Below are 22,675 nucleotides of genomic sequence, written 5' to 3' on the forward strand. Positions count from 1 at the left end.
AGACTTCCTCTCGTACGGGCCGCCGGGCGGCCTTATTATGATCGACAGTGCTGTCTATTACATGCGCCGCTTTTGGAGGTCACGCGCTATCCGCAGGCCTGCGCGCTGCAACGCCATGGCGGTATGGCGCCCCTCTCGACAGGCGCGCCGCGCCTCTCTATGTCCGTTTAATCGACCACTTAAACGGACCGCACATGACCCTGCCTGCGCCTTTCGCGAACTTGCGCCTTCCCGTGATCGCGGCCCCGATGTTCATCGTATCGAACCCCGAACTGGTCGTCGCGCAGGTCCGCTCGGGGATCGTCGGCAGCTTTCCCGCGCTCAATGCCCGTCCGGCCAGTCAGCTTGACGAATGGCTTCATGAGATTTCAGAAAAAACAGCAGGTTGCGAGGCGCCTTTCGCAGTCAACCTGATCGTCCACAAAAGCAATAACCGGCTTGAGGAGGACCTCAAGGTGCTGGAAAAGCATAAAGTTCCGCTCGTCATCACTTCGCTTGGCGCAATTTCCGAAGTGAACGCCGCGGTCCATTCATGGGGCGGAATGGTGCTTCACGACGTCATCAGCGATCGCTTCGCCCGCAAGGCGGTGGAGAAAGGCGCCGACGGGCTGATCGCGGTCGCGGCGGGCGCCGGTGGCCATGCCGGGCCGCAATCGCCTTTCGCACTGATGCAGGAAATCCGCGCATGGTTCGATGGACCGCTGGCCCTGTCCGGCGCAATCGCCTGCGGACGTTCGATCCTGGCGGCGCAGGCCATGGGCGCTGACTTCGCCTATATCGGCACGCCCTTCATCGCCACCACCGAAGCCAACGCCATCGAAGGCTACAAGCAGGCCATCGTCGAGGGCAGCGCGGCGGACATCGTCTATTCCAGCCTGTTCACCGGCGTTCACGGCAATTACCTGCGCCCCTCGATCATCGCGGCCGGGCTCGACCCGGACAACCTTGCCGAGGGCGACAAGAACCAGATGGATTTCGGCTCGGGCGGCAATACCGCGGCCAAGGCCTGGAAGGACATCTGGGGATCGGGACAGGGCATCGGCGCGATTTCGGCGGTTGAACCGGTCTCTTCGCGGGTCGAGGAACTACTCGCGCAGTACCGTGCGGCGAAGGAAGAACTGCGCGGCCGGGCGGGCATCGGCTGAACGTCATCGTTTGTGAGCGGGGCAAGCACGCTGCCGGTCCCGCTCCACAGGCGCTCCGCCATCGCGTCCAGTTCGGAGAAGTCCACCCCCTGCCCCAGCGGATCGTGCCGGTTCAGCAGCGGCTTGCGCCTGCCGTCCTCCAGCAGAAGGCGCCGCAAGGCCCGCCGCAACAACCCGAGCCTCATCGTTGCACGCACTGCAGCGCCGCGCGGATCGCGCAGGCGCTGCACCGTCCAGTCCGCCTCGATCAGCCCTACCCGCTCTATCACCAGTTCGGTGTAGCGCCGGTGCGGCCCCCGATGGAGCGGAAGGCCCATGCGCAGTGCGGCCCGCTCATCACAGGGCAGCAGCAACCCGTTCTCCCGAAAGTCCGCGAAGCGCCTGCGTTCGCCCAGCGCCCCGAACATCGGCGAAAAAACCCCGCGAACAAGGACCTGTCTCGGCAGCAGGTGGTGGCGTTGCAGCCCCGCGTCATAGTCAGGCAGCCCCTTGCGGTTGACCGCACGGAAAGGAATGAACTGTCCCAGAAGCGCGCGCCGTCAGCCGCCGCGCCAGACCCAGATCTGCCGCCCCACTTGCGAAGGTTCGGCCAACAGGTTCCCGCCCGGCGCTTCGATCTCGCGCGGTTCGGTCAGGCGGCCATTGCGGACCAGATAATCAACCACCCGGATCGCCAGCTTGATGGCATCAGCCGGCGGCTCCCCGTCCCGCGCCTCTAGTTGCATCTCCTGCCCGATGAACCGGGAGAGCCCTTTCGTTGCGATGCTTCCGTCACTGCCAGCAGCCAGCGCCGTCAGCCCCAGCGCAGGGAAGGCCCCGCCGGCCAGCCAGTTCATCACGACGCGCGCAAAATAGCGCGGCTCCATCAGCGTGCCGGCAGACTGCCAGGCGACCGCAGCCACCGGCAGTTCAAGCGCCAAAGCCGCCGCGATACCCACCTGCGTCCGCACGACCGGAAGCAATCCGGCGCCGCCAGCGATATGGCCGCCGGGCACGAGGTCCACGGCTTCGAGCGCGCAGGGCGCCTGAATGTCATCGAAACCATAGCTGTGCGGCGCCTCGACCGCAGCAGCCGCGCCTGCGGGAGACAGGCCCAGAAGATCGAACGTCAACCCGCTGGAAAGCAGTTCCAGCCAGCCTTCGTCCGGGGGTGGGCGAAAGCTGACGCGGGCGGCTACCCCGCCGGACTCCGCCGTTTCGAGCAAATCCGCTATTCTATCGGCGGAAGGCCGCAACCCTGCGGGAAACAGCAATGACACGCCGTTGCGCGGCGCATTTTCACGCAGCAAGTTGCCGGGCAGAGCCAGATTCTCCGAGACGTGCGTTCTCACCCGTCCACTAGGCACGAATTCGTCCGGCACGTCGAGCCCCGTTTGTCCTTTGTGCAACCAGTTCGGTTCAATCTTCAGAAAATGCCGAGTTGCAGGCCTTCGGCAAAGGCCGCTCCGAGATCGCGGCAGGCCTGTAGGCGCGCTTCCGGCACGGTCTTCTCCGCGCGGATACGTTCGGGTGTCTGCGCCTCGAGGTTCACGATCAGCGGCTCGGCCACGCGCTTCAGCCGCCATCCGGTGACGATTCGGTCGATCTGGGTCTGCGCGCCAACCCCGTCCGATCCGGCGGAAATCGCGGTTGCATAGGGCCGCCCCTCGACCCGGCCCAATATCGGGTAGTAGCAGCGGTCGAACATTTCCTTCATCTGCCCGGACATGCTGCCGAGGTTTTCCGGGCAAACGAAGACATAGCCCTTGGCCCCCAGCAGGATCGCAGGCATCGCCTCGGCCGCCGTGATCAGCACGGCTCCATCGCCTCCACCCTGCGCGATCGCCGCAGCCATCGCCCGCGAAGCGCCCGTGCGGCTGTGCCAGATTATCGCCAGCATGCACCTTCTCCTGTCCCGATCGACTTACTATCGAACCGCCGGCCTTCCCGCGCCCCTGCTGTTAGTCTAACCGGGTCCGCATGGCTTCGCGACCCGTTCCTTCCGTACTCGGCATAGATCGTTCCCTCACCGGCAAATCCTGGCGCTGGCGAGGTGGCAACATGGACATTTCGGATTCCTCCTCCGGCTTCCCGGGCGGGCTGGAGGACGACATCGTCACCCAGATCCTGCTTTCGCGTGGTGTCCCGCGTGAGGATCTGGAGCGCCACCGCACCCCTTCGCTGCGCGCCTTCCTGCCCGACCCATCCGAATTCCGCGACATGGATGCCGCCGCCGAGCGCGTGGCGCAGGCGGTGATGAGCAACGAGACGGTGACCGTCTACGGCGATTACGACGTCGACGGCGCCACCAGCGCAGCACTGCTGATCCTGCTCCTGCGCCAGCTCGGCCACGAAGCGAAATATTACATCCCCGACCGGCTGCTCGAAGGCTATGGCCCCAGCGGAGAGGCACTCGTGCGGATCGCGGCGGAAGGCTCCAGCCTGATCGTGACCGTGGACTGCGGCGCCATGGCTTACGAGGCGCTGGAAATGGCGCACGGTGCGGGCGTCGACGTGATCGTGGTGGACCACCACAAGTGTGCGCCCGTGCTTCCCCGCGCCGCCGCACTGGTCAATCCCAACCGGCTCGACGAGAGCGAACTGGCGGCAGGCCACGGTCATCTCGCCGCCGTGGGCGTAGCCTTCCTCCTCGCCGTCGCCATCGTGCGCACCCTGCGGCAGCGCGGCTTCTTCGAAGGGCGCCGCGAGCCCGACCTCTTCGCCCTGCTCGACCTCGTGGCCCTGGGCACCGTGGCCGACGTCGCCGCGCTCCACGGCCTCAACCGCGCGCTGGTGGCGCAGGGACTCAAGATCATGGCCAAGCGCGAGAATATCGGGATGTCGGCCCTGATCGACGCGAGCCGCCTCAGCCGGGCACCGACATGCTCCGACCTCGGCTTCGCGCTCGGCCCCCGGATCAATGCGGGCGGCCGGGTGGGAGAATCGACCCTCGGCGTGCGCCTGCTGACCACCACCAATCCCGACGAGGCGCGCGAGATCGCGGCCCAGCTTTCCCGCCTGAACGACGAGCGGCGCGGGATCGAGCAAGTCGTGCAGGAAGCCGCCGAGGCGCAGCTCGAACGCCAGCACAACCGGGCAGTGATCATCGTTTCCGGGGCCGGCTGGCATCCCGGCGTGATCGGCATCGTCGCCGGGCGGATCAAGGAGAAGACCGGCAAGCCCACCCTGGTGATCGCCATGGACGCCGATGAGGCGGGCAACGGCAAGGGATCGGGCCGCTCGATCCCCGGCGTGGACCTTGGCGCGGCAATCATCGCCGCGCGCGAGGCCGGGCTTCTGGTGGCAGGTGGCGGCCACGCCATGGCCGCAGGCCTCACGATCGCACCGGACAAGCTGGACGCGCTGTCGGAATTGCTCGATTCGCTGCTGGCTGCCGATGTTTCGCGGGCGAGCGCCAACCAGTCGATGCTGCTCGACCTCGCGCTGGCTCCCGGAGGGCTCACCCCGGCGCTGGTGGAGACGCTGGAGAGCGCCGGGCCGTTCGGCATGGGCTGGCCCGGCCCGCGCGTAGCCGTGGGCCCTGTACACATCATCAAGGCCGACACGGTTGGCGCCGATCACGTTCGCCTGATCGTTGGCGGACAGGACGGCGGGCGGTTCAAGGCGATGGCCTTCCGCTCTGCCGAGACCGAAATGGGACAGGCGCTGCTTCACGCGTCGCAGGGACGCCGTCTCTGGCTCGCAGGACGGGCCAAGATCGACGACTGGGGCAGCCGCCCCCAGGCCGAACTTCACATCGACGATGCCGCTTTCGCGGACTGAAATCCGCCCGTTTTCGAGGACCCTGGCAGGAAGTGTCACAAGGAGTTCAAATTATTCGCAATGAGGGGGTTGACCCCCATTGGGACCGCCGCTAGAGGGCCGGTCCTGCCTCCGGCGCAACCCGGTACGGCCCCTTCGTCTAGCGGTTAGGACGCGGCCCTTTCACGGCTGAAACACGGGTTCGATTCCCGTAGGGGTCACCATTCCGATGGTGCGTGTTGGCAGATTAAATGGCTTAACGGCCCCTTCGTCTAGCGGTTAGGACGCGGCCCTTTCACGGCTGAAACACGGGTTCGATTCCCGTAGGGGTCACCATTTACACCTGCCATCGGGCAGGTCATTCTGGCTCAACGGCCCCTTCGTCTAGCGGTTAGGACGCGGCCCTCTCACGGCTGAAACACGGGTTCGATTCCCGTAGGGGTCACCAGAATTTTCAGGCATCTGGCTTGCCTCCCCTCGTCGAAAATACGCCCGCATCCAGGATGGCGCCAATATCCCGGCGCGGATAACGCCTGCCGCCGGCGGACATGCCGGATGATTCCGATGGCTCATTTTTTCTCGGCAAGGTTCTGCTCGCCGGCATGGCCGGGATCGAGAGCCCTGTTCTACAATTCGGCGGTTCGTGGAACTCTGCGCAAGTCCCAGTCTGGAATTAGGGATTTGGGACATCTTGATCGGTCCGCATCGAACACAGCCAGACGCCGGACCTGTCAGGCTCGATAGCGCAATGCCTCGATCAGCAGGGCAAAGGCGGGCTTGGGCTGCCGGCGGCTCGGATAGTAGAGGTGGTAGCCGGCAAACGGCTCGCACCAGTTTTCCAGCACGCGCACGAGTTGGCCCCGGTCGACCGCATCCTGCACATAATCGTCAGGGACGAACGCCAGTCCGAACCCGCCGATCGCGGCATCGATGATCACATCGACATTGTTGGAGGTAAACTGCCCCTCTACGCGGACGTTGAGTTCACGGCCGTCCTTCTCGAATTCCCAGGCATAGAGGCCACCGGCCGTCGTCATGCGCAAATTGACGCACCGATGCGCGGCAAGGTCCTGGGGCACCCGCGGTGTGCCGTGGGCCTGCAGATAGTCCGGGGATGCAACCGCGGCCATGCGCAGTTCTGGGCCGATCCGCACCGCGATCATGTCGCGCGCCACTTGTTCGCCAAGACGCACCCCGGCATCGAACTTGTCCTCGACAATATCGCGCAGCCCCGAATCCACGCTCAGTTCGATCTCGACCTCGGGATAGTCGCGCATCAGTTTCGTCACTGCGGGCCAGAGCACTGTCCGCGTGGCGTGACCGGGTGCGGTAATGCGGATCAGCCCCGCCGGTTTCTCACGCAGTTCGCCCAGCAGGTCGAGTTGATCCTCGATCTGCGCGAAAGCCGGCGCGATCCCGGCGAGCAGCCGCTCCCCCACATCCGTCGGCGAAACACTGCGGGTGGTTCGTGAGAGCAGGCGCACGCCAAGCCGTGCCTCCAGCCGCCTGATCTTGTGGCTCAGCGCCGATTGCGAAATACCCATCTTGGCCGCCGCCCGCGTGAAGCTGCGCTCGTCGGCTATGGCTATGAAGGCATTCAGGTCGTTGAGTTCGTCGCGCTTCATTGATGACTCATATCGATAGCTGCATGCGGCAACGATGCACTAATCATGGGACCACTCGCAACGTATCTTCGTGGCATCCACCAAGCTGGCCCGGCCGAAGCAGGCCCGGCGGCGATGGAGCATCAAGGAGATACCCATGCAGAAACGCGAACTCGGCAAGAGCGGCCTCGAAGTCTCGGCTATCGGCCTCGGCTGCATGGGGCTCAGCTACGGATATGGCCCGCCGGTATCGGAAGCCGACGGCATCGCGCTGATCCGCGCCGCTTTCGACAAGGGCGTGACGTTCTTCGATACCGCGGAAGCCTACGGCCCCTACGCCAACGAGGAACTGCTCGGCCGGGCGCTGGCCGATGTGCGCGATTCCGTGGTGATCGCCACCAAGTTCGGCTTTGTGGGCGGCAAACCGATGGAAGGGCTGGACAGCCGTCCCGAAACGATCCGGGCAGTAACAGAGGCCTCGCTGAAGCGTCTGGGAACCGATCATATCGACCTGCTCTACCAGCACCGCGTCGATCCCGCCGTCCCGGTCGAGGATGTGGCGGGCACCGTTCGCGACCTGATCGCCGAGGGTAAGGTGCGCCATTTCGGCATGTCCGAGGCGGGCGTGGATTCGCTGCGCCGCGCCCATACGGTGCAGCCCGTTGCCGCGCTCCAGAGCGAATATTCGATGTGGTGGCGTGAACCCGAGGCGGAAATACTGCCGCTCTGCGAGGAACTGGGTATCGGTTTCGTACCGTTCAGCCCGCTCGGCAAGGGGTTCCTGACCGGCGCGATCACTGCCGATACCACCTTTGGCGAGGGCGATTTCCGCAATGTCGTCCCGCGCTTCGAGGAGGAAAACCGCAAGGCCAACGAAGCGCTCGTTGCTCGCCTGAAGACCATCGCGCTAGATCGCGGCGCCACTCCGGCGCAGATCGCGATTGCCTGGCTGCTCGCCCAGAAGCCCTGGATCGTCCCTATTCCCGGCACCACCAAGCTGCACCGCCTGAACGAAAACCTCGAGGCCGCGCAGATCGAGCTGAGTGCAGCCGACCTTACCGTGATTGGCGAAGCGCTTGCCGCCTTCCCGGCGCAGGGCGCGCGCTATCCGGCATCGATCGCGGGCCGGGTCGGCCGCTAATTCCGATACGAAGGACATCCCCATGAAACTCATCCGCAATGGCACCCAGCCCTCGATCAAGGGCCCGGCCGACTGGTTCACCGGCAACGTGCGCATCGACAGCCCGTTTCAGGGCGAAGCACCCGCACGCGCCGGGGGCGCTATCGTGACTTTCGAACCGGGCGCGCGCACCGCGTGGCACACCCATCCGCTCGGCCAGACGCTGCTCGTCACTTCGGGCTGCGGCTGGACCCAGTGCGAAGGCGAGGACATCGTCCTGATCCGCGCCGGAGACGTCGTCTGGTGCCCGCCGGGTCACAAGCACTGGCACGGCGCCACGCCGACAACGGCGATGACGCACGTAGCCATTGCCGAAATGCTGGACGGCCGCGCGGTCGACTGGCTCGAACATGTCACCGACGAGCAATATCTCGCCGGCCCGGCAAAGGAATAGACCCGGGACATGACCGGTACTACGGCGCCGACCGTCCTTTCCGCGGGAGAGGACGGCGGCCACGGTTGGCGCGTCCTCGGCATTCTCTGCCTGCTGATGGGTTTCGCCTCGATCTCCACCGACATCTACCTGCCCGGCATGCCGACGATGTCGCACGCACTCGGCGCGGACATGGGCACTGCGGAGTGGACCGTTTCCGGATACCTCATCGGCTTCGCGCTGGGACAATTGTTCTGGGGGCCGGTGGGCGACCGTTTCGGACGCAGGCTTCCTGTCGCCACCGGCATCGCGCTGTTCGTGCTCGGCTCTGCCGGATGCGCGATGGCGACCGGCATCTGGTGGGTGATCGCAGCACGCGTGGTGCAGGCGGCGGGCGCCTCTGCCGGTGTCGTGCTGGGCCGGGCCATGGTGCGCGATCTCTATCAGGGCCCGCGCGCGGCGAGCATGATGTCCACCCTGATGACGGTCATGGCGATCGCGCCGCTGATCGGCCCACTGGTAGGCGGACAAGTGCTGCTCGTCATGGGTTGGCGCGCGATCTTCTGGGTGCTGGTGGGGGTCGGCATGGTCACGCTGGCGCTGCTGACCACCCTGCCCGAAACGCTGCCGCCCAAACGCCGCCACCGCATCGGCGCAGGCGAGGCTATCGCCCGCTACGTCGCCCTGCTGCGCAATCGCCGCGCCCTGGCCTATATCGGGGCGGGTGCCTTCTTCTACGGCGGGATGTTCGCCTATGTCGCGGGTTCGCCCTTCGCTTACATCACCTATCACGGTCTGCCGCCGCAGTATTACGGGCTGCTGTTCGGGCTGGGCATCGTCGGTATCATGGGTTCGAACATGATCAATGCCCGGCTGGTTCATCGCTTCGGCGTCGATACGATGCTCAAGGCCGGGATCGTCTGGGCTACGGTGAGCGCCCTGCTGATCGCGGTAACGACGTGGACGGACATGGGCGGCCTTCCCGGCCTGGTCCTGGCGCTGTTCCTCTATATCTCGGCCACCGGGCTGATCGTCGCCAATTCCATCGCCGGCGTGCTTGAGGAAGCGCCGCAGGGAGCCGGTGCCGCCTCGGCGCTGGTCGGCGCGGTTCAGTATGGCAGCGGCATCTTCAGTTCCGCGCTGATCGGCGCCTTCGCCAACGGCACGCCAGAGCCGATGGGGACCGTCATTCTGGTCACCGCGCTTGCCAGCCTTGCCTGTCTGGCAGGTCTGCGCACTCATCACTCCGGGTTATGAAAGCATGACGGATAGAGCGGATCATCGCCCGAAGAAGCCGAACCGGTCCGCGTCATTCGCGGTGCCCACGAACCGGGCATGACAATGTTCGACACCGCCGGGGTCGCACCAGGATTTGCGAAAAAGGCCGGAAGCCTCGTGCGCGAAAGCTTCTGCACACTGCTGGAAAGGATATGCCAATGACCGAAGTCGTAGTTGTCATCGGTGCCGGTTCGATCGGCATCGCCATCGCCCGGCGCATCAGCACGGGCAAGCGTGTGCTGCTGGCGGACTTGCACGAGGAACCGGTCGCGGCCGCAGCCAAGGTCATGGCCGATGCCGGATTCGAGACGAGCACGGCCGCTGTGGACATTTCCTCCCGCACCTCGGTAGAGGCACTGGTCGGTCAGGCTACGGCGCTTGGCGATGTCAGCGGCGTCATCATCGCAGCAGGTCTGTCCCCCTCGCAGGCGCCTGCCGAAAAGATCCTTGCGGTCGATCTCTATGGATCGGCGCTGGTACTCGAACTGTTCGGCGATGTGATGGCCAGGGGTGGCAGCGGCATCGTCGTCGCCTCGCAGTCCGGCCATCGCCTGCCTGCACTCACGCCCGAGGAAGACCGCCTGCTGGCGACCACCCCGGTCGAAGACCTGCTGGCGCTACCTATGCTGCAGAGCGACCGTATCACCGATCCGCTGCTCGCCTACCAGTATTCGAAGCGCTGCAACGCCCTGCGCGTCAGGGCCGAAGCGGCCACGCGCTGGGCTGCACGCGGTGCACGGGTCAATTCGATCAGCCCCGGCATCGTCATGACCCCGCTCGCCCGCGATGAACTGTCCGGCCCGCGCGCAGGCGGTTACCAGCGCATGATCGACGGCTCACCCGCCGGGCGTGCCGGAACGCCGGACGAAATCGCCGCGCTCGCCGCCCTGATGATGGGGCCGGAGGGCGCCTTCATCAACGGCGCGGATTTCCTCATCGATGGCGGTGTTACCGCCTCGTGGTTCTACGGGGCGCTTCAGCCGGAGTGACCCATCGGCCCGTGGCTCCCGTGACTATCGTTCCTGCCGCGCGCGGACAGCAAGGGGATGCCTAGACGGTATCCCCGATTGCCCACGATTTATAATCCCAGATAATGAACCTATCTACATTTAAGCGTCTAATCGAGGGTCACGACAGCCCGTATCCTTCAGCCGATCCAACGACACGGCGTGAGCCGGGAAAGGTATGAAGATGACGAAGGACATAGTGGTGGTGATCGGTTCGGGCGGGATCGGCCTTGCGATCGCCAAGCGGCAGGGTTTTGGCAAAGTCGTCCTGCTGGCGGATTTCGACCAAGGAGTCCTGGATGCGGCGGCCAAGGCCATGCGCGATGGCGGTTACGTGGTCGAAACCCAGCCAGTCGACGTCGGGTCGCGCGATTCGGTTCGCGCTCTGGCCGAAAAGGCCGCCTCGCTCGGGCCGGTCATGCAGGTGATCAACACCGCCGGCCTCTCCCCCAACATGGCCCCCGTAGCCCAGATCCTGAAGGTCGACCTTTACGGTTCGGCGGTTGTGCTGGAAGAGTTCGGAAAAGTCATCGCGCAGGGCGGCGCCACCGTTCTCATCTCGAGCATGGCCGGGCACATGATGCGCCAGCTCCCCGAAGAGGATGAAAAGGCACTGGCCTATACGCCCGCCGACGAACTGCTGGCGCTGCCATGCCTTCAGGACGATGCGATCCCCAACACACTGGTCGCCTACATGTTCGCCAAGCGTGCGAACTTCCTTCGGGTCCAGGCAGAGGCGATAAACTGGGGCGAACGCGGCGCGCGGGTCAACGCGATCAGCCCGGGTGTCATCGTGACCCCGCTTGGCCGCCACGAACTGGAATCGGAAATCGGCGACATATTTCGCGCAATGGTCGAGGCATCGCCCTCGAAGCGCATGGCTCCGCCCGAAGAGATCGCGGAAGCGGCCGCCTTCCTGCTCGGTCCCACCGCAGGTTTTATTACGGGCAGTGACCTTCTCATCGATGGCGGCGTCATCGCCGCGATGAGGGCCGGAAAGCTTCCAACGCCGGGCTGAAGGTACGGCGTTCGGGCACCCCGGTCATAGAAACGAGGAGCAGTGGCCGACCGGGGCATCAATCAGCGAACATTGATGCCCCGGTATCCGCGTCGCAATTCCTCAAGAAGTGCCACGAAGGCCGATGAGGCGTGGCGGCGGCTGGAATAGTAGAGGTGGTAGCCCGCGAACGGGGCGCACCAGTCGTCCAGCACCCGTTCCAGCCTGCCTTGCGCCATGAACGGGGTGACCATGTCCTCCATGACCATGATCATGACCTCTCCATGAAGCGCTGCCGTGACAAGGAGGTCCATGTCATCGACGGTAACCGGACCGTTGACGTGAACGTTGAGCGGCCGTCCCGCCTTTTCGAACTCCCAGATATAGACGCCCCCTGCAGTTGGCAGGCGGATATTGCCGCAACGAAAGCCGGTGAGATCGTGGGGTGCCTCGGGCTTGCCGTACCGCTCGAAATAGGCAGGCGCGGCAACCACGGCCATCCGCAGATCCGGGCCGATGCGGGCAGCGATCATATCCTTGGCGATCTGCTCGCCAAGCCGGACGCCAGCGTCGAACTGCTCCGAAACGATATCGACAAGCGCGCTGCTCAGCGAAACTTCGACCTGAATGTCCGGATAGCGCTCGGTAAGCCTCAGCACGGCTGGCCACAGCACAGTTTCCGCCGCATGCCGGCCGGCGGTCAGCCGCAGCCCGCCGGCCGGCCGTTCGCGCATTTCCCCGAGAGCGGCCAACCGCTCTTCTATACCGCAAAACGCAGGCCTCAGCGCTTCGAGCAGTTGTTCACCTATCGATGTCGGCGCGACGCTTCGTGTCGTCCGGGTAAGAAGCGGCAATTGCAACCGCTCCTCAAGTCGGCGCACCGTCTGGCTGAGCGCGGATTGCGAGCGGCCAAGGCGCGCCGCCGCACGCGTGAAGCTGCGCGCTTCAGCAACGGCAAGAAACACGGCAAGGTCGGCAAGTTCGTCAGTGAGCATAGGCAACGGGATAGCGCAAAGAACACCGCCCTGCCCAGTCCCGCGGCCGCTTCGCCTGCGGCCACGATGCTACCGCGACGAGCTCCCCGCATCAGCGGCATGCGCGCCAACCTGCGGTCCTTCGCGCCTGATCGAGATGCAGATGGTCGGCATGGGCTGCGTTGTAGTCCGGCGAGAGCACGGTCGAGAAACTTTCGCAGGCCGAATCCCGAACGGCGTGAAGAAATGCCGCTGCCTCCGCCTGGCCTTTCCAGTCTCCTCGCACCGTGATGCGCCGGCCGTCCTCCAGCACGAAAGCCGACACGTCGATGGCATTGCCGGTGGCGTGCTCGCTCCATGTCCCCTTGTCGCCATTGCCGATCCGGCGGCAGTTGTACGTGCCGAGTTGTTCGATGCGCACCACCGGGCTGCCCAGCAGCGCCTCAGCCTGTGGCTGGACGCCGTGGCGCAGCCACCAGGCCAGTCCGGCATCCACGGCGCATGTCGCCTCCACACGGCCGGGAGAGAGGCTCACTCCGGCCGCCTGAGGCGCCGCAAGGCGCTTTCGATCGTCCCGGCGGCACTGGTCCTTGCCCACAGGCGCCAGCGCCTCCTTGGCGATTCCGCTGCGATCCAGGAAGGCGCGGCAGGTGTCGCGGTCGCCGCGCAGGCTCGCGAACTTGTGCGGGGTCGCCCAGCCCGGCTGCTCGTTCAGCGTCAGCGGCGCCCAAGGGTCGTAGCCGGGATGCGCATACAGCCAGCTTCTCCCCGCCAGCACTACGCCGCCCAGCAGGACCAGGGATACGGCTATGCGGCCGATTGGAAATGTCATCGCTGCTGCAACGCGCGGGCCAGCGCCCGGCTCCGCGCCATCACTCCATGAGCGAGAACAGCGCCCAGGCCAATGCGGTAGCCCCGCAGAACAGCGGCCAGGACCAGTAGAGCTCGTGCCCCTGGTAGAAGGTATGGGTGATCGCGAGCATCCCTCCGCTCGATCCCTGGGAGCCGATGACCAGTGATACCACCCAGGTCAGCAGGAACCCTGGGATGAGCGCTTTGATGGCCGACATAGCATTGCCCGGTTTTTGGATAAGACTGTGGCAATTCTAGCCCCCATTCGTAAATTTGCTCCTACCAAGCCTGCCTGGGCAAGGCTGTGGAAAATCGGTGGATAGAGCGGGGAAATCCTGGGGACGAGATTCCCGCCGCGCAAATGAAAAAGGGGAGCCGATGGCTCCCCTTTCCCGTTGTCAGCATGTCGCCCAATCGTCAGATCGGCGGCAAGGGCTGCGGCGGCGCGTCGAAGTCCGCTTCGTGGGTCTCGATGAGACCACGACCGACATGGCTCTTGCGGTAGCCATAGGCGAAATAGACGACGAGACCGATCCCGCCCCAGATCGGCAGGACCAGCATGGCTTCGACCGGCAGGTTGAAGAACAGCAGGACGCAGCCGATGATCGCCACCGGCGACACGATCCACACCAGCGGGGTGCGGAACGGACGGTGGCGCTTGGGATCGCGCACGCGCAGGATCAGCACGGCGATCGACACCATCAGGAACGCGAAGAGCGTGCCCGAGTTCGAGATGTCGGCAAGCTGGCCGACCGGCAGCAGCGCGGCGGCAATCGCCACGAAGACGCCGGTAATCATGGTGACGATATGCGGCGTCTTCCACTTGGGATGAACGGTCGCCAGCTTCTCGGGAAGCAGGCCATCGCGCGCCATCACGAAGAAGATGCGGGTCTGGCCGTAAAGCATCATCAGGATGACCGAGGGCAGCGCAAGGTTGGCGGCCAGGCCGATGAGATCGCCCGCCCTCGTGTAGTTGATCGAACGCAGAACGTGGGCCAGCGCCTCGTTCGAGCAGACCAGCGGCAGCGAGCCCTGCTTGGAGAGCGCGGCGCACTGGGCGGCGAATTCGGGCGAACCCGGCTGCACGCCGAGCGCTGTCGGCTGGGCACCGACGGCGCCAACCGCACCGGCGGCGACGAGCAGGTAGAACACGGTGCAGATCGCAAGGCTGCCGATCAGGCCGATCGGGACATTGCGCTGCGGGTTCTTGGTTTCTTCGGCCGCGGTGGAAACCGCGTCAAAGCCGACATAGGCGAAGAAGATCGATGCCGCTGCACCCACGACCCCGAGCCCGCTGGTTCCGGCCGGGCCGAACCAGCCATTGGGCGTGAACGGCGCGAAATGCTCCGAATTCATGGCCGGCAGGGTCAGCGCGATGAACATGGTCAGCGCGGCAACCTTGATGGCGACCAGGATTGCGTTGACGGTGGCGCTTTCCTTGGTGCCGATGACCAGCAGCGCGGTAACGGCCAGCGCCACGAAGATGGCGGGAACGTTGATGATGCCGTGGCTGAAATCGATGCCGCTAAGCGACCAGCTTGGCCCGGCGGATAACAGGGCCGGTAGCTCGAACCCGGTGAGACTCTTGAGAAGCCCCATGAAGTAGCCGGACCAACCCACTGAAACGGCAGAGGCGGCAACGGCATATTCCAGGATCAGCGCCCAACCGACCATCCAGGCCAGCAGTTCGCCGACGACGGCATAGCTATATGTATAGGCGGAGCCCGAAACCGGCACCATCGAGGCCAGTTCCGAGTAGCAGAGCGCCGCGACCGCGCAGACGAAGCCCGCGATCATGAAGCTCCACATCATGCCCGGCCCGGCTTTCTGGGCCGCGGCGGCAGTGAGAACGAAAATACCCGTACCAATGATGGCGCCGACGCCCAGCAGCGTGAGCTGGACAGGCCCGAGCGACCTGTGAAGTGATTTCTTTTCCGCCGTCGCCAGAATGGCGTCGAGCGGCTTTACGCGTCCGAACATGCGGTGGACCCCCGAATTTTAGTATGGCGCGACGCTAGCGGGCTGCGATGACATGGCAAGCCTTAACGCCATTGGTTCCCCAGCTTTACGGTAATTGGCCCAGTCGAGGGGCCCAATACGCCCCTGCGGTTACCTTGTTCCGGCCTTCCGTAACGAAAATGCGCTTTTGCGCATCTTCCAACCCCGCGCTAGAAGCATTTTCATGTCCACGACCTTCCAGCTAGACACCGCGACAAGTCGCGCAAATCCAACGCCGGCGCCGATGAAACGGCTGACGGTGCCCTCGATCCAGCGCCGCAAGGTGGAGGGCAAGACCGCAGAACCGCTCGTCATGCTGACCGCCTATACGGCCCGTCAGGCCCAGCTTCTCGATGAGCATTGCGATATCCTGCTGGTGGGAGATTCGCTGGCCCAGGTGATCTACGGCCTCCCCTCCACCCTGCCTGTCACGCTCGACATGATGATCGCGCATGGCGCGGCCGTCGTGCGCGGCAGCTATCACGCGCTCGTCGTCGTCGACATGCCGTTCGGATCCTATGAGGAAAGCCCGCAGCAGGCCTTTGCTTCCGCCGCGCGCATTATGGCCGAGACCGGCTGCGCCGCGGTCAAGCTCGAAGGCGGCGTCGCCATGGCGGAAACCATCGCCTTCCTCACCGGGCGGGGCATCCCCGTCATGGCGCATATCGGCCTCACTCCGCAGGCGGTGAACGCGCTGGGCGGCTACGGCGCGCGCGGACGCAGCCAGGAAGAACACGCCAAGATCATCTCCGACGGCAGGGCGGTTGCCGGCGCCGGGGCGTTCTCGGTCGTGGTTGAAGGCGTGATCGAACCGATCGCGATCTCGCTGACACACAGCCTCGACATTCCCGTGATCGGCATCGGCGCATCGGCGCAGTGCGATGGGCAGGTGCTCGTTGCCGAGGACATGCTCGGCATGTTCGACCGCGTTCCGCGTTTCGTGAAGCGCTATGCCGACATGGCCGGGCTCGTTTCCGAAGCGGCCGCAAAATATGCAGCGGAAGTGCGCCACCGCAGCTTCCCCGGCCCCGAGCAGACCTACCAGCCCAAGTAGCAGCACCGAATCGGGGGCGATATTCCCGCCCCCGATTCGCGCCCTCGGCCCGGTGGGCGGTCAGCTTTGCAGGTCGTACTGCTTGAGCAGATCGTATAGCGTGGGGCGGCTGATCCCGAGCATCTTGGCGGTGCTGGAGATATTGCCCTCGCTACGGGCCAGGGCGTGACGGATCACCTTGCGGTCCGCCTGCTCACGCGCGGTCTTGAGATTGAGCGCGTTGATGACCTGCTCATCCGGCGCGGCAAGGTCGAGATCGGCGGCACTGACCAGCTTTTCGTCCGCCATGATGACGGCGCGCTTCACCCGGTTTTCCAGTTCGCGCACGTTGCCAGGCCAGCCCCAGGCGTCGATCGCGGCGAGAGCGTCGGAACCGAAGCCCCGCACCCGCGGGTTCATTTCCTTGGCGTAGCGATGAAGAAACGCCTTCGCCAACAGCGCCGCATCGCCCGGACGCTCGGCAAGGCTGGGGATCTTCACGACGATTTCGGCGAGTCGGTAGAACAGGTCCTCGCGGAAGCGCCCCTCGGCGATCATGGCTTCGAGGTCCTGGTGCGTGGCGCAGACGATGCGGGTGTCCACCGGAATGGATTCGCGCGAGCCGACCCGCTCGATCACCCGCTCCTGAAGGAAGCGCAGCAGCTTGACCTGAAGCTGGAGGGGGATGTCCCCCACTTCGTCAAGGAACAGGGTGCCGCCGCCGGCCATCTCGATCTTGCCGGGCGTGGTCTTCACCGCGCCGGTGAAAGCGCCCTTCTCGTGGCCGAACAGTTCGCTTTCGAGCAGGTTTTCCGGGATCGCCGCGCAGTTGATCGCCACGAACTGGCCCTTGGCCCGCCCGCTCGCCTCATGAAGCCCCCGCGCCAGCAGTTCCTTGCCGGTACCGCTGGCACCCAGCAGCATGACCGAGACATTGGTGCCGGCAACGCGCTCGATGGTCCGGGCGACGCGCACCATTTCCGGCGCGGCGGTGATGAGCCGGCCGAGCACCTTCTCGTCCTTCTCCACCCGGGACGCGAGACGCCGGTTTTCATCCTCGAGCCGGTGAAGCTGCAAGGCCCGGCGCACGATGAGGCCGAGGGCGTCGATGTCGACCGGCTTCTGGTAGAAGTCGTAAGCCCCATGCGCGATGGCCTGCAGCGCCGACTCCCGGGCGCCGTGACCGGAGGCGACGATGACCTTGGTGTCCGGCTTCAGCGCCATGATCTCATCAAGCAGCGCGAAGCCCTCGGTCGTACCATCGGGATCGGGCGGCAGACCGAGATCCAGCGTCACCACATCCGGCGTTTCCGAACGGAGCAAGGCAAGCGCGGTCGGACGGTCCCCGGCGACGATGACGTCGAAATCCTCGTAGGCCCATTTGAGCTGCGCCTGGAGACCCGCGTCATCCTCCACGATGAGGAGCTTGGGAAGCACCTTGGGTCGGGTTTCGATCATCTCAGGCTACCTTCTGGTCCTTGTAGGTGCTGTTCAGGTACATCTCTGTCGCCGCGGCCAGCGGAATACGGACGATGAAGCGCGACCCCAGCCCTTCCCGCGATTCGACGTCGAGCCGCCCTTTCATGCCCTTCACGAGTTCCCGCGCCTCGAAGGCGCCGATGCCGAACCCGCCGCTCTTGGTGGAGACGAAAGGCTTGAACAGGCGGTTTCGAACGAACTCTGCCGACATGCCCGTACCGGAATCGATCACTTCAAATCGCGCGTTCAGTCCGTCAGCACTAAGTGCAAGGAAAACAGGAGCTTCCGGCTGACTTGCATCGATGCCGTTCTGGATCAGATGGACAAGCACCTGTTCGAGCGAATGGCGGTTGGCGGTAATGGCAAGGTCCTGCGTCTCGGCAAGGACGATCTGCGGGTTGCCGTTGAACCGGCCGATCGCCGCCTGCGCGACTTCCGCCGCACGCACGCTCTCGAGCCGGTCCACCGCCCCGGTCCCGTAACGCGACAGGCGCGCGAGCAAGGCATTCAGCTTGTCCGACGAATTGCGCAGGGTGACGAGCATATCCGCACGAAACTCGGCCTTGTCGGCATGAAGCTCGGCATTGCGAGCGAGCAGGCTGAACTGGCTGGCGAGGTTCTTGATGTCGTGCATCACGAAGGCGATGCGGCGGTGGAAATCCTCGAAATGGCTCGATTCCGCCAGTGCCTCCTGACTGGCATTCTCGGCGAGGTAACTGGCAAGCTGCTGGCCGATCACGCGCAGAAGGTCGAAGTCCTCCCAGTCGAACTTGCGGGCAACCGGCGGCCGCGCGAGCACAACCATGCCGACGAGCCGTTCGTAGTGGACGAGCGGAACAAGCGCCCACGCGCGCTTTTCCTGAAGCAGCCACTCAGGCGCGACGACGTCGAAACCCGCAGGAACGCTGCCCTCACGCAAGTCATCGAGATCGGCAATGTAGGAAACCTGCTCGAAGACCGGGAGCCCGCTCAGCGGATAGGCGCTCGCGGGAACGGCGATATCGGCCCAGTTCCAGCGCGATGCCAGTGTCAGGTCGCCGCCATCATCGGGAGTCAGCAGGAGCCCTCCCGGACTGTCGGTGATATCGGCAACGGACTGTACAACGCGCTCGCCCAGCGGGAGCGTCTCGTCGTCGTTCTTGCCGATGGTTCGGGTAAAGCGCAGCCATTCCTCGCGATAATCATAGCGATGCTGGAAGAAGTGTTTGGCCAGTATGACCTTGAGCCAGTTCCGCACCCGGCGCGAGGGCAGCACGACCAGCGCGATCGCGCTTGCAAGGGTCAGGAACGCCATCTCGATGAGGCGCGCAAAGTCGCCCCCGGCATAGGAAAGCCACTGCGCCACGACCACCATCGCCACAAGGTAGGCCCCGATGACGAGCAGCGAGAACGTCTGGAAAGTCACGGCCCGCGAGGGCTTCAGGCGCAATTCGTCGCGGTTTCGCGAAGCCGCGATCGTCAGGCATGCAGCGAGCACCAGCGCGGCGATCCCGCGCAGCGCAACGATTTCGCCCGGCCAGGTACGACCGAGATAGGCGATCGTGTAAAGATTGAGGTCGAAGGACCAAAGAACCGCCAGGCCCACCGCCGGCCAGCGCAAGGCGGGACGCATTTCGCGCGGCGCTCCGGCGTAGAGATTGTGCACCAGCACCAGCCCGCCGATCGTGACCAGCAGGCGGAGCATGACGTCGATCTCGAACCCTACGTTCGCAAGACCCGCCGCGATCATCAACCGCGCGACAGCAAGGGTCATGCCCAGATGAAGGAGTTCGACAAAACCCAGAGCAAAGATCACCGGCCGGATCGGAGCAAGACTGGAATGCCGCCCGTCGCTGGCGAAAAGGCGATAGATCACCACGAGCCATGCAAGGTTACGGGCACTTTCGGCGAAAGAGGCGAAGAACGGCGCCTCGGCCGTCGCCGCAGCGGCCGTCGCCACGCACCATCCGGCCGTCACGAACAGGGCCACGCAAACCGCAGTACCCGCCCCGGCGAAACGATCCCGTCGCGGCCAAAGCCATAATGCCAGGCTTGCAACCGCGATCGCGCCGGTGAGGTCGAAAATCACCCCGACCGTGGTCCACATATCGAAGGAATGGCCTGCGTTCATCGCGCTCCTTCGCTCCAGAGCACCACACGCAGCGTTTGCAAGATGATCAGAAGGTCGAGGAAAGGTGTGTAGTTCTTCGCGTAGTAGAGATCGTATTCGAGCTTGTGGCGCGAATCCTCGATCGAGGCGCCGTAGGGATAGTTGATCTGCGCCCAACCGGTGATCCCGGGCTTCACCATGTGACGCTCGGCATAATAGGGGAGCTGCTCTTCCAGCTCGAGAACGAACTCGGGGCGTTCAGGACGCGGCCCCACGAAGCTCATTTCGCCTTTGAGCACGCTCCATGCCTGCGGCAGTTCGTCGATGCGTACCTTGCGAATGAAGCGTCCCACCCGGGTGACGCGGGGATCGTCCTTTTCGGCCCATTGCACCCCGCCGGCTTCGGCATCGGTCCGCATCGAGCGCAGCTTGATGACGTCGAAGTTCTCCCCGAACAGACCCACCCGCGACTGGCGGTAAAACGCCGGTCCCCGGCTGTCGATCTTCACCAGCAACGCGAAGATCGCGATGATCGGGGCGGTGAGGCAAAGCAGCAAGGCGCTGACAAGAATGTCGAACAAGCGCTTGGCGGCGCTGGAAATCATTCGCCCGGAAGAGAACCCGTCGGAGAAGATCAGCCAGCTCGGATTGACGGTATCGAGATCGACACGGCCGGTCTCTCGTTCCAGAAAGCTGGAGAACTCGTTGACGTGAACGCCCGTAGTCTTGATCCGCAACAGGTCCTTGAGCGGAAGCGCATTGCGCCGCTCCTCAAGCGCAAGAACGACCTCGCTGACACCGAGATTGTCGACATGGCGGGTGAGGTTGTGGATGGCCGCGCGGGAAATCGCTTCCTCGACGGCCGGCGCGGCTTCGCTCATCCCGACGTAGCCGACAATGACGAAGCCGCTTTCCTGACGCTCGGCCAAATCGCGCAGCCGCTGTGCCCGGTGCCCGGCGCCCAGCACGAGGACGCGGCGACGGAACGCAGATGTGCCGAGGAAGCCGCTCAGGAGGATCCTGTTGGCGATCAACAGCACGATCGCGAAAGCCATCGAATAGGCCAGCGTCGAGCGCCAGAAATGCTGCCCGGCGAAAAGGAAATCAAAGAAGGCGAGAGCGATGACGCCGAGCGAAACCGCCACCAGCAGCCGCGCCGCCGCGAAGCGCATCGACCGCAAGGCGTCAGCCCCGTAGACGCCCACTGCGATCATCGACAACGAAATGACGGCGGCGAAGGCGGTGTGAAGCGCGATCCGTTCGCCCAGAGTGCCGAGTTCGATCCCGATCTGCCCCGCCCGCAGCCGCCATGAAAGCTCATTGGCGCCCGCCAGCAAAATCATGTCCACCAGCCAGAGCAAGGCGACGGCATGGGGGATATAATGTTTGAACAGACGAATCATCGTCGAGAAGCGCCATTCTCCAAGCCGAAACCGGCGGTGAGGTCCTCTTTAGGCCAAAGGCGTAAACTGTCGGTGAATCTGACAGCATGGGAAATGTCCGCAGTCCGCAGGGGTGCCGCCAATCATGCGTTGCGCAACGCTTTTCACCTGGAGCTGTCGGACTGCCTTACAAGCCTTCCCCGCGAGCAGGGAGCTACTTCTTCGCCATCAGCCGCAGAGCCGTGAGCGTCAGGGCCTCGCTGCCCGATGCGATGACCTTGTCGGCCTGCGGAGCCCAGAACGGACTGTGCAGCGAAGGCAGGGAAGGCCCCCCGGCCTTGGCGGCGGCCAGCTTCTGCGGATCGGCACCACCGACCCAGAAGATCACCGACTTGATATGGTCCTCGTCAGCCCGGCGAAACTCACCGAAATCCTCACCGCCCATGACCGACGGCGTGACCACGACATTGGCATCGCCCATCCGGGCCTTGAGATCGGCCACGGCCTCCTGCGTGAACTCCGGCGAGTTCCAGGTGGCTCGCGTGTAGATGTCCTTCACCGAAACTTCGGGCATCAGATCATCGGAAAGACCGGATGCAATAGCCTCGCCGCGAGCGATGCGCTTGATCCCGTCCAACAGGTGCGCACGCGTCTGGTCCGAATAGCTGCGCACGGTCAGCTCGAGTTTGGCCTGATCGGGAATGATGTTGTGCTTGGCGCCCGCATGGAACGATCCGACCGTGACCACCGCCGGATCGAGCGGACTGGTTTCCCGGCTCACGAGCGTTTGCAACTTCATGACGATCGCGCTGGCGAGCACGATCGGGTCCTTCGTCGTTTGCGGATAGGCCCCGTGGCCGCCCAAGCCCTTCACGAGGATGTCGACGCTATCGACATTGGCGAGCGCCCAGCCCACCGCCGCACCGACCTGCCCGGCGGGAAGATCGGCGGAATCGTGGAAAGCCAGAGTGTAGTCCGGCTTGGGAAAGCGCGTGTAGAGACCGTCCTTGAGCATTCCCACGGCGCCCGTGCCGACTTCCTCCGCCGGCTGACCGATCATGACCAGCGTGCCAGACCATTCCGATTTGCGCGCCGCCATCAACCGCGCGGTCTCGATCCAGGCGGTCATGTGGGTATCGTGCCCGCAGGCATGCATCACGCCGCTCTCCACGCCCGCAGTCGAAACGCCGCGCTTTTTCGAGGCGAAAGCCAGGCCGGTCTGCTCGACGACAGGCAGACCGTCCATGTCCGCACGGATCAGGACCGTGGGCCCGGCGCCGTTCTTGAGAACCGCAACCACACCGGTCTGGCCGACCTTCTCGGTAACGGTGAAACCAGCATCCCGCGCGGCCTTGGCCATGATCCCGGCGCTGCGCACCTCCTGATAGCTCAGTTCGGGATTGGCATGGAGATCGCGGTAGATCGTCATCAACCCGGGAATGTCTGCCGAGATCCTTTCGGCGACAGGCTCCGCAGCGGCGATGTGGGAGCCCGTGGCGAGACCGAGGGATGCGATGACGGCGAGTGTTTTCATAATGGCAAC

The 22,675-nt window shown here is 64.6% G+C and carries 18 protein-coding genes, 3 tRNA genes and 1 pseudogene; 11 read left to right on the forward strand and 11 right to left on the reverse strand.

Annotation, left to right across the window (positions count from 1 at the left end):
- Nucleotides 1–194 precede the first annotated feature (194 nt).
- On the forward strand, nt 195–1,145 hold the full coding sequence (locus tag ACLIMP_RS11890; RefSeq protein WP_324695602.1) for an NAD(P)H-dependent flavin oxidoreductase: 951 nt from the start codon (nt 195–197) through the stop codon (nt 1,143–1,145).
- 227 nt (nt 1,146–1,372) lie between these two features.
- On the opposite strand, the pseudogene ACLIMP_RS11895 reads toward ACLIMP_RS11890, so the two are convergent.
- The 3 genes and pseudogenes from ACLIMP_RS11895 to ACLIMP_RS11905 all read right to left on the reverse strand — a co-directional run.
- A pseudogene (locus tag ACLIMP_RS11895) lies at nt 1,373–1,672 on the reverse strand (AHH domain-containing protein); the annotation flags it as partial.
- Between the two features lie 12 nt (nt 1,673–1,684).
- The gene (locus ACLIMP_RS11900; RefSeq protein ID WP_443477867.1) at nt 1,685–2,350 is read right to left on the reverse strand and encodes a hypothetical protein; all 666 of its coding nucleotides are present in this window, start codon (nt 2,348–2,350) and stop codon (nt 1,685–1,687) included.
- 200 nt (nt 2,351–2,550) lie between these two features.
- The gene (locus tag ACLIMP_RS11905) at nt 2,551–3,024 is read right to left on the reverse strand and encodes a flavodoxin family protein (RefSeq protein ID WP_443477868.1); all 474 of its coding nucleotides are present in this window, start codon (nt 3,022–3,024) and stop codon (nt 2,551–2,553) included.
- A gap of 80 nt (nt 3,025–3,104) precedes the next feature.
- On the opposite strand from ACLIMP_RS11905, the gene recJ reads away from it, so the two are divergent.
- From recJ to ACLIMP_RS11925, 4 genes are all read left to right on the forward strand, one after another.
- Nucleotides 3,105–4,907 carry a single-stranded-DNA-specific exonuclease RecJ gene (gene recJ / locus ACLIMP_RS11910; RefSeq protein WP_443477869.1) on the forward strand — a complete coding sequence of 601 codons (1,803 nt, stop codon included), beginning with the start codon at nt 3,105–3,107 and terminating at the stop codon, nt 4,905–4,907.
- A 128-nt stretch (nt 4,908–5,035) separates the two neighbouring features.
- Nucleotides 5,036–5,110 (forward strand) — tRNA-Glu (locus ACLIMP_RS11915).
- A gap of 37 nt (nt 5,111–5,147) precedes the next feature.
- A tRNA-Glu gene (locus tag ACLIMP_RS11920) sits at nt 5,148–5,222 on the forward strand.
- 37 nt (nt 5,223–5,259) lie between these two features.
- Nucleotides 5,260–5,334, forward strand: a tRNA-Glu gene (locus ACLIMP_RS11925).
- A gap of 283 nt (nt 5,335–5,617) precedes the next feature.
- Here the strand turns inward: ACLIMP_RS11925 and ACLIMP_RS11930 are convergent.
- On the reverse strand, nt 5,618–6,511 hold the full coding sequence (locus ACLIMP_RS11930; RefSeq protein ID WP_324695609.1) for a LysR family transcriptional regulator: 894 nt from the start codon (nt 6,509–6,511) through the stop codon (nt 5,618–5,620).
- Nucleotides 6,512–6,647: 136 nt separating this feature from the next.
- Here ACLIMP_RS11930 and ACLIMP_RS11935 point away from each other — a divergent pair, with 136 nt between their 5' ends.
- The 5 genes from ACLIMP_RS11935 to ACLIMP_RS11955 all read left to right on the forward strand — a co-directional run bounded on the left by ACLIMP_RS11935 (nt 6,648) and on the right by ACLIMP_RS11955 (nt 11,346).
- Nucleotides 6,648–7,631, forward strand: a complete 984-nt coding sequence (locus ACLIMP_RS11935; protein WP_054438815.1) for an aldo/keto reductase — start codon at nt 6,648–6,650, stop codon at nt 7,629–7,631.
- 22 nt (nt 7,632–7,653) lie between these two features.
- Nucleotides 7,654–8,064 carry a (R)-mandelonitrile lyase gene (locus ACLIMP_RS11940; protein ID WP_054438696.1) on the forward strand — a complete coding sequence of 137 codons (411 nt, stop codon included), beginning with the start codon at nt 7,654–7,656 and terminating at the stop codon, nt 8,062–8,064.
- A gap of 9 nt (nt 8,065–8,073) precedes the next feature.
- On the forward strand, nt 8,074–9,300 hold the full coding sequence (locus ACLIMP_RS11945) for a multidrug effflux MFS transporter (RefSeq protein WP_324695613.1): 1,227 nt from the start codon (nt 8,074–8,076) through the stop codon (nt 9,298–9,300).
- A 179-nt stretch (nt 9,301–9,479) separates the two neighbouring features.
- The gene (locus tag ACLIMP_RS11950; RefSeq protein WP_324695616.1) at nt 9,480–10,310 is read left to right on the forward strand and encodes an SDR family oxidoreductase; all 831 of its coding nucleotides are present in this window, start codon (nt 9,480–9,482) and stop codon (nt 10,308–10,310) included.
- Between the two features lie 202 nt (nt 10,311–10,512).
- Nucleotides 10,513–11,346: an SDR family oxidoreductase gene (locus tag ACLIMP_RS11955; RefSeq protein WP_324695618.1), complete on the forward strand. Its 834-nt coding sequence runs from the start codon at nt 10,513–10,515 to the stop codon at nt 11,344–11,346.
- A 62-nt stretch (nt 11,347–11,408) separates the two neighbouring features.
- Here the strand turns inward: ACLIMP_RS11955 and ACLIMP_RS11960 are convergent, their stop codons facing one another.
- The 3 genes from ACLIMP_RS11960 to ACLIMP_RS11970 all read right to left on the reverse strand — a co-directional run bounded on the left by ACLIMP_RS11960 (nt 11,409) and on the right by ACLIMP_RS11970 (nt 15,131).
- A complete protein-coding gene (locus ACLIMP_RS11960) occupies nt 11,409–12,320 on the reverse strand; it encodes a LysR family transcriptional regulator (RefSeq protein ID WP_324695620.1) in 912 nt (303 codons plus the stop codon).
- A 91-nt stretch (nt 12,321–12,411) separates the two neighbouring features.
- The gene (locus ACLIMP_RS11965; RefSeq protein WP_324695621.1) at nt 12,412–13,131 is read right to left on the reverse strand and encodes an extensin-like domain-containing protein; all 720 of its coding nucleotides are present in this window, start codon (nt 13,129–13,131) and stop codon (nt 12,412–12,414) included.
- A 437-nt stretch (nt 13,132–13,568) separates the two neighbouring features.
- Nucleotides 13,569–15,131: an amino acid permease gene (locus ACLIMP_RS11970; RefSeq protein ID WP_054438703.1), complete on the reverse strand. Its 1,563-nt coding sequence runs from the start codon at nt 15,129–15,131 to the stop codon at nt 13,569–13,571.
- 202 nt (nt 15,132–15,333) lie between these two features.
- Between ACLIMP_RS11970 and panB the strand changes: the two genes are divergently transcribed.
- Nucleotides 15,334–16,203 (forward strand): 3-methyl-2-oxobutanoate hydroxymethyltransferase, encoded by an 870-nt coding sequence (gene panB, locus ACLIMP_RS11975; protein WP_324695626.1) that lies wholly within the window; start codon nt 15,334–15,336, stop codon nt 16,201–16,203.
- Nucleotides 16,204–16,263: 60 nt separating this feature from the next.
- Here the strand turns inward: panB and prsR are convergent, their stop codons facing one another.
- From prsR to ACLIMP_RS11995, 4 genes are all read right to left on the reverse strand, one after another.
- Nucleotides 16,264–17,640 (reverse strand): PEP-CTERM-box response regulator transcription factor, encoded by a 1,377-nt coding sequence (gene prsR / locus ACLIMP_RS11980; protein WP_185997203.1) that lies wholly within the window; start codon nt 17,638–17,640, stop codon nt 16,264–16,266.
- Between the two features lies 1 nt (nt 17,641).
- The gene (gene prsK, locus ACLIMP_RS11985; RefSeq protein WP_324695630.1) at nt 17,642–19,771 is read right to left on the reverse strand and encodes an XrtA/PEP-CTERM system histidine kinase PrsK; all 2,130 of its coding nucleotides are present in this window, start codon (nt 19,769–19,771) and stop codon (nt 17,642–17,644) included.
- Complete coding sequence (locus ACLIMP_RS11990; RefSeq protein WP_185997201.1) at nt 19,768–21,153, reverse strand: TIGR03013 family XrtA/PEP-CTERM system glycosyltransferase; 1,386 nt, start codon at nt 21,151–21,153, stop codon at nt 19,768–19,770. Before ACLIMP_RS11990 ends, prsK begins: the two co-directional genes overlap by 4 nt.
- Before the next feature lie 193 nt (nt 21,154–21,346).
- Entirely contained in the window at nt 21,347–22,666 is a 1,320-nt protein-coding gene (locus ACLIMP_RS11995; protein WP_185997200.1) for an amidohydrolase, read from the reverse strand.
- Nucleotides 22,667–22,675 lie beyond the last annotated feature (9 nt).

It is taken from the genome of Novosphingobium aeonii (assembly GCF_052279045.1).
Lineage (GTDB): Bacteria > Pseudomonadota > Alphaproteobacteria > Sphingomonadales > Sphingomonadaceae > Novosphingobium.

Bases quoted from the DNA above. Each gene is read 5' to 3' on its own strand.
- ACLIMP_RS11930 (WP_324695609.1), bottom strand. From the start codon at position 6,511: ATGAAGCGCGACGAACTCAACGACCTGAATGCCTTCATAGCCATAGCC.
- ACLIMP_RS11970 (WP_054438703.1), bottom strand. From the start codon at position 15,131: ATGTTCGGACGCGTAAAGCCGCTCGACGCCATTCTGGCGACGGCGGAA.
- ACLIMP_RS11935 (WP_054438815.1), top strand. From the start codon at position 6,648: ATGCAGAAACGCGAACTCGGCAAGAGCGGCCTCGAAGTCTCGGCTATC.
- ACLIMP_RS11905 (WP_443477868.1), bottom strand. From the start codon at position 3,024: ATGCTGGCGATAATCTGGCACAGCCGCACGGGCGCTTCGCGGGCGATG.
- ACLIMP_RS11995 (WP_185997200.1), bottom strand. From the start codon at position 22,666: ATGAAAACACTCGCCGTCATCGCATCCCTCGGTCTCGCCACGGGCTCC.
- prsK (WP_324695630.1), bottom strand. From the start codon at position 19,771: ATGAACGCAGGCCATTCCTTCGATATGTGGACCACGGTCGGGGTGATT.
- ACLIMP_RS11965 (WP_324695621.1), bottom strand. From the start codon at position 13,131: ATGACATTTCCAATCGGCCGCATAGCCGTATCCCTGGTCCTGCTGGGC.
- ACLIMP_RS11960 (WP_324695620.1), bottom strand. From the start codon at position 12,320: ATGCTCACTGACGAACTTGCCGACCTTGCCGTGTTTCTTGCCGTTGCT.
- ACLIMP_RS11950 (WP_324695616.1), top strand. From the start codon at position 9,480: ATGACCGAAGTCGTAGTTGTCATCGGTGCCGGTTCGATCGGCATCGCC.
- ACLIMP_RS11940 (WP_054438696.1), top strand. From the start codon at position 7,654: ATGAAACTCATCCGCAATGGCACCCAGCCCTCGATCAAGGGCCCGGCC.
- recJ (WP_443477869.1), top strand. From the start codon at position 3,105: ATGGCTTCGCGACCCGTTCCTTCCGTACTCGGCATAGATCGTTCCCTC.
- ACLIMP_RS11955 (WP_324695618.1), top strand. From the start codon at position 10,513: ATGACGAAGGACATAGTGGTGGTGATCGGTTCGGGCGGGATCGGCCTT.
- ACLIMP_RS11945 (WP_324695613.1), top strand. From the start codon at position 8,074: ATGACCGGTACTACGGCGCCGACCGTCCTTTCCGCGGGAGAGGACGGC.
- ACLIMP_RS11890 (WP_324695602.1), top strand. From the start codon at position 195: ATGACCCTGCCTGCGCCTTTCGCGAACTTGCGCCTTCCCGTGATCGCG.
- ACLIMP_RS11990 (WP_185997201.1), bottom strand. From the start codon at position 21,153: ATGATTCGTCTGTTCAAACATTATATCCCCCATGCCGTCGCCTTGCTC.
- prsR (WP_185997203.1), bottom strand. From the start codon at position 17,640: ATGATCGAAACCCGACCCAAGGTGCTTCCCAAGCTCCTCATCGTGGAG.
- panB (WP_324695626.1), top strand. From the start codon at position 15,334: ATGTCCACGACCTTCCAGCTAGACACCGCGACAAGTCGCGCAAATCCA.